The 5,148-nt window shown below is 68.5% G+C and carries 5 protein-coding genes and 1 pseudogene; 1 reads left to right on the top strand and 5 read right to left on the bottom strand.

Annotated elements, in window-relative coordinates; genetic code table 11:
• Positions 1–16: 16 nt before the first annotated feature.
• The 5 genes and pseudogenes from AB0E94_RS52390 to AB0E94_RS52410 all read right to left on the bottom strand — a co-directional run.
• Positions 17–1,330 (bottom strand): hypothetical protein, encoded by a 1,314-nt coding sequence (locus AB0E94_RS52390; protein ID WP_360344358.1) that lies wholly within the window; start codon positions 1,328–1,330, stop codon positions 17–19.
• 217 nt (positions 1,331–1,547) lie between these two features.
• Positions 1,548–1,766, bottom strand: a complete 219-nt coding sequence (locus AB0E94_RS52395) for a hypothetical protein (protein ID WP_360344361.1) — start codon at positions 1,764–1,766, stop codon at positions 1,548–1,550.
• 48 nt (positions 1,767–1,814) lie between these two features.
• Positions 1,815–2,249, bottom strand: coding sequence for a GntR family transcriptional regulator (locus AB0E94_RS52400; protein ID WP_360344364.1), 435 nt, complete (start codon positions 2,247–2,249; stop codon positions 1,815–1,817).
• The gene (locus tag AB0E94_RS52405) at positions 2,246–2,956 is read right to left on the bottom strand and encodes a hypothetical protein (RefSeq protein ID WP_360344367.1); all 711 of its coding nucleotides are present in this window, start codon (positions 2,954–2,956) and stop codon (positions 2,246–2,248) included. The genes AB0E94_RS52400 and AB0E94_RS52405 overlap by 4 nt, the downstream gene beginning before the upstream one ends.
• A 95-nt stretch (positions 2,957–3,051) precedes the next feature.
• A pseudogene (locus AB0E94_RS52410) lies at positions 3,052–4,764 on the bottom strand (glycoside hydrolase family 92 protein); the annotation flags it as partial.
• A 106-nt stretch (positions 4,765–4,870) separates the two neighbouring features.
• Between AB0E94_RS52410 and AB0E94_RS52415 the strand changes: the two are divergent.
• Positions 4,871–5,148: hypothetical protein (locus AB0E94_RS52415; protein ID WP_360344370.1), on the top strand; the 278-nt coding region annotated here is incomplete at its 3' end.

Raw genomic sequence — 5,148 nt, forward strand, 5'->3', positions numbered from 1 at the left:
GCCCACCACTTCGTGATCAGGTGATCGCGACCGTGTAGGCCTCGTTGTCGATGATCCGCTCGGACTGCGGGAGGCTGCCGACCTTACCTCCGGCGGCCTCGTTCTCGCCGAGCGGCACGTGCCCGCGTACACACGGCTCGTTGAAGTTGACCGGCTTGTCGGCCCGCGCCTCGTAGAAGTACCAGAGGCCGTCGTCCTCCTGCAACGCCACGATGTCGGCGCAGAAGCTGCCCGTCGTGCCGCCCTGCTGCGTGGCCGCGAACGGGTACTCGTCGCACGAGTCGTCCACCACGACCGAGTCGTCGAACGGGATGAACGGGTCGAGCGGGGTCTCGCAGGTCGCCCGACGGTTCGAGCCGGCGATCCCGGAGTCGGCCTGGCGGCGCAGCGGGCTGTCCTCGGCGCCCCAGTGGTCGATCAGGTAGATCTGGGCGAACGCGTACGTCGCCGCCGCCGCCCGGTACTGGCTGAGCGGCAGGACCAGCTGGGCCCGTACGTCCGCGTAGACGCACCCGGTGGTGCCGGAGACGGCGAGCGAGTTGTCGCAGCGCACGTTCCACGGGTTGGACCAGTTGTAGTTCGGCTGGATCGGGATGGCGCCGAGCGCGACGACATACATGTGGTAGCTGGTCTGGATGTTCGTCTGCGCGCCGGCGGACGGGCTGGCCGCGTAGGTCACCGAGCCGGAGGCCGAGGCGCCCTCGACGAGGGTGACCATGCCGTCCCACGGGTTGGCGTCGGCCATCGAGCAGGAGCCGCTGCACGCGGCGTCCATCGCGATGTTGAGCGCCAGCACCTGCCGGTCGGTGTCGGTGACCGTGACGGTCAGGTTCTCGGTGAACGTCGCGCGGCCGGGGCTGAGCGTCATGCTGCCGCTGACCAGGAAATCGGCGGTGCCGATGATCCGGCCCTGGGCGTCGAGGAGCCAGTACTCGCCCTCGAAGTCCTTGAAGCACGAGCCAGACCGCGTGTAGATCCAGTATCCGGACTCGCCGATGTCGCAGGGGTCGGCCGCCAGGGCGACCCGCTTCGTCTGGACCTTCGGAGTCAACCGGGTGCACGAGGTGACCGCGCCGAGCGCCCGCTCCTTCGAGCGGGCGGCGGTGCTCGCACAGGTGGTTCCGGCGGCGACGGTCGCCGTGGACTCGACCGCGTCCGCCTTCCCGGTGCGGTCGTGCCGCGTGATGTCCGCGGCGCTCAGGGTGCCCAGCAACCGGGGTCCGGCCCCCGGTGCCGCTGCGGTTTCGGCCGCCCGTACGGGCGCTGCCGGTGACATCGCCACGAGGACGGCCACTGCGGCCGTCCCGGCGAGAAATCTCAAACTTCGCACGGTGTTTCTCCTGGGTTTGAGGTCGAAAGGACAGGTCTTGCCCAGGAGGGGAATCGACGCCAAAGCCTGGCCAGGCATGGTTGATCCGGATCGCCCCGCTTCCCCCGCCTTGAAGCGCATTCAAGCACATCGATTTAGATCAGGTTGTCCCGTTCGCGGCGCACTTCACCATTCGCATCGCCGGGGCCGGATTGCTCAGCAGTTCGACGGTGTGTGGTCACCCGTCGACTGCTGCGGCCCGGATCGCTCGAAGCTGATCGGTCCGGCGCTCAGCGCGGCGTCGTGAGTAGGAGCCCAAGGCGGGGATGACGGCGGCCGGGGTGCCGTCCGGGCCGATCAGGACCGGTCCGTGAATCGCCGCCACGAACCGGTGGTCGATCTCCGCACATTCGATCGAAGCGACCGCCGACCACGGCCGGACCACCGCCCGAGCCACGATGGTCGTGGTATCGGCGGCCGCCCTGGTCAAAGGCTGGATGTTCGTTTACTGATCGGGCTGTGACCGCGATTCGGGCGTGAGCGCGACGGCGGTGTCGGTGGTCCGGGTCAGAGCTTGGTTGATGGCTTCGCGTAGTTCGGTGTCGGTGGCGCCGAGTTGGCGGGCGGCCAGGACGAAGTCTTGTGCGCGGTCCGCGAGGGCTTCGGCGCGGGCTTGCGGTGAGAGTGTTGTCGTTGCTGCGACGCGGGTTCCGGCGGCGCGGCGGGTGATGACCAGCCCGGTCGCCTCGAGTTCCTGGTAGGCGCGGGCGACGGTTCCGTTGGCGACGCCCAGGTCGGCGGCCAACTGTCGTACCGGTGGGAGTTTGCTGCCCGCGGGGAGAGTGCCATGCCGGATCAGGTCGGCGATCTGGTGGCGAATCTGTTCGTACGGGGGTACCGCCGAGTGTGTTTCGAGGCGGACGGCCGGGTCGGAGCTCACGGCACCTCAACCGCGACACGCCGGTCACCGGTGGTGCTGTGCCGGGGCCGCAGGAGAGATCCCGCGTAGTAGGCGACGGCGGTCAGCCCCAGTCCCGCGAGCAGGCTCAGCGCGAAACCCCATACCGGGGATCCGCCGCCGCGCCAGTCCATCTGCGCATCGGCGTACCAGAACGTGGCAGCGGTGAAGATCGTGGCGGACAGCGTGGCGTAGGCATCGGCGAGGTTGTTCACGGTGGTGCGGCGCCACGTCTCGTCGGCGGCCGCGCCACCGCCCTCCGAGACGTTCTGCGGGCTCCGGACCACCAGCCATGCGCTGAGCAGTGCCAGAAGGGCGCCGGTGGCGAGGGTCGCCCAGCTGGCCATCAGGGTGACGGGTGCCGCCGTCCCGAAGTAGATCACTTGGTGGTCGGGATGGTCCGGGGTCGGGAACCACCATGACAGCGCCACGAGTGCCGAGGTCAGCGCGAGACTGACCGCGATCGGCCGGAACGGCAGGTAGTCCCTCATTCGGCGGGTGCGCAGGGTGGCGGCTCGGCGCTCACCCGAGGGCCGGCGGGAGACCGCTTCGCCGGCGAGGACACCGATGCTCAGGCACAGAGCGAGAACGACCGGGGCGAAGTCGAACAGGTAGGTGCGGGTCAGCGCGAAGCCGATTCCCGCGCCGAGCGCCAGACCCAGTGCTCGACATCGTGCGGCGGTGTCCATGACCACTCCTTGTATCGGCTGCCCGGTACAAGGGAAGCAGGGCCTTCATGTTTGTGTCAATGGGCCGATACAAGACGGCGCAAGGGTGGTGCGGGTCAGCCGAGCAGTTCCCATTCGGCGAGCTGGGTCTCGGCTGCGCCGTGGTTGGCGGTGATCTGCAGCCGGTAGCGAGGGTAGGCGGTGGTGTTGCCGATGACGAACGCCCTGGTCTGGCGGCGGTCGCTGAAGTCCAGGTCGGTGCGGGTGTCCAGGGTGACCCAGGTGCTGCCGTCGGTGGATCCCTGCAACGTCCAGCTCTTCGGGTCGCGTTGCGGAAAGTCGTTGGCGGAGGTCAGGGTGTACTGCCGGACCGCGGCCGTCCCGGTGCCGGCAAACCGGTACTCCAGCGTGGCGGTGTTCTGGAAGGTCAGCCACTTGGTCAGCGACGTGTCGTCGACCAGGCTCGCCCGGCCCTCGGTGGTGCCGTTCTCGCCGCTGGCGGTCAGGGTGCCGCCGGTGGCCCGGTCGGCCAGCGGTCGCGGCGCGGTGCTTCCGGAGGTGATCGACTCGGGGATGTCGCCCGTGCCGGTTCCCCACGTCGAGGGGGCCGATCCCATGGTGAAGGTGAGGGTGCCGCCGGCGAGCAGGTCGGCGTGGGTGAGGTAGTTCTTCGTGTAGGCGACCCCGTTGAGGGTGGCGCTCTGGATGTAGCGGTTGGTGTCGCTCACGCCGGGCGCGGCGACCGTGAACGTCCGGCCGTTCTCCAGGTTGATGGTCGCCCGGGGATGCAGCGGGGCCCCGATGGTGTAGTCGGTGCTGCCCATCCGGGCCGGGTAGAAGCCGAGGGCGCTGAACACGTACCAGGCCGACATCTGTCCGTTGTCCTCGTCGCCGAGGTAGCCGTTGCCGGTTCCGGCGCCGGAGTCGTAGAGCTTGGTGAGGACATCGCGGACCCGGTTCTGTGTCTTCGCGGGCGTTCCGGCGTAGTTGTACATGTAGAGCATGTGGTGGATCGGCTCGTTGGAGTGGGCGTACTGGCCCATGTTGGTGTCGTAGGCCTCGCGCATCTCGTGGATCGTGCCGCCGTAGCAGCCGGGCAGGTAGTCACGGGACGCGGCGAACACCGCGTCGATCTTGGCGGAGAGCTGGGCGCGGCCGCCGTACAGATTGGCCATGCCCTGCGGGTCCTGCGGGGCCGGGGTGGCGTAGTGCCAGGGCGCGCCCTCGGTGAAGTCGCAGCCCCATTCGTTCGGTTTGAACGCCGAATCGGTGGTTCGCCAGGCGCCTGAGGTCTGCTTGCCGCGGTAGAAGCCGACCGACGGGGAGTACAGGTTGGCGTAGTCGAGGGCCCGGTTCTGGAAGTAGTCGGCGTCCTCGTTGAAGCCCAGGGCCCGGCCGAGCTGCGCGATCCCGAAGTTGTTGGTGGCGTCCTCCAGGGTCCAGGAGGCCGCCTCGCCGCGGACGTCGGTCGGCACGTACCGCTTGAACGTGGACACCTCGATGCCCTTGCGTCCGCGCGCACCGGAACTCGAGTAGACACTCGCGTTCTTGACCATCGAGGCGTACGCGGCGGAATAGTCGAAGTTGCGCACCCCCTTCTGGTAGGCGTCGGCGAAGGCCAGGTCCTGGTTGGTGCCGACCATGATGTCGATGTAGCCGGGCCCGGTCCAGCGGGGAGTCCAACCCCCGTTCTTGTACGCGTTGACGACACCGTCCAGCATTTCGCCGGTCCTGGTCGGGGCGAGCAGCGAGTACAGCGGCCAGACCGCGCGGGCGGTGTCCCAGAAGCCGTTGTCGACCTGTGCTTTGCGGGTGCGAGCCCGGTCGTTTACGGCCGGGTAAACCCGTGCGCTGGCCCGGCACCAGCCCGGTCAGGCTGGGTGGTACGTTTGTTCGATAATGGGGCGGGAACGGAAACGGCCGAAAGGTGCGACGGTGTTTGTCGTGTCGTTCCGGGTGTCGTTCTCGCCGTCGCAGCGGCGTAAAGTCCGGGCTCGTTTCCATGCCGGGACCGCGTTGTACAACGCGGCGTTGCGGGAGGCTTTCGACCGGGCCGGCCGGATGCGTGCCGATGCCCGCTGGCAGCAGGGCCGGGACCTCGGTAAAGACGACATGGGCCGGGCGAAGTTGTTCAATGCGGCTCGTGACGGCGCCGGTTTCACCAAGAGTGCTCTGATGTCGTTCGGTTCCCGGTTGCGGGTCGGGTGGCTGCG

The organism is Actinoplanes sp. NPDC026670 (assembly GCF_040638175.1).
Lineage (GTDB): Bacteria > Actinomycetota > Actinomycetes > Mycobacteriales > Micromonosporaceae > Actinoplanes.